This is a genomic window from Gilvimarinus sp. 1_MG-2023 (assembly GCF_030548285.1).
In genome coordinates this window covers 1-249 of the sequence record NZ_JAUOSC010001435.1, presented here as the reverse complement: position 1 = coordinate 249, position 249 = coordinate 1, and the positions used below count along the sequence as shown (strand labels likewise).

Genomic DNA, 249 nt, shown 5'->3' with positions numbered 1-249 from the left:
TCCTTCGCCAGAAAACACATAATCGGTGGACACATGTATAAAATGAGCAGTATTGCCGGCACACCAGGAAGCCAATAAAGCAGGGCCGGTTTCATTAACCTTGTAGGCTGAATCATGTTCTGATTCTGCTTTATCAACTGCGGTATAGGCCGCGGCATTAACAACAACATCGGGCTTTATGGCACTTAGTACGTTATTGACAGCTGCCTCATCGGATATATCCAGTTCTGACGATGACAAGGCATGAAA

Annotated in this window: 1 protein-coding gene; it reads right to left on the bottom strand. The window is 45.4% G+C overall.

Annotated features, from left to right (window positions below):
• Positions 1-249: SDR family oxidoreductase (locus tag Q4563_RS21570; RefSeq protein WP_303605982.1), on the bottom strand; the 249-nt coding region annotated here is incomplete at both ends.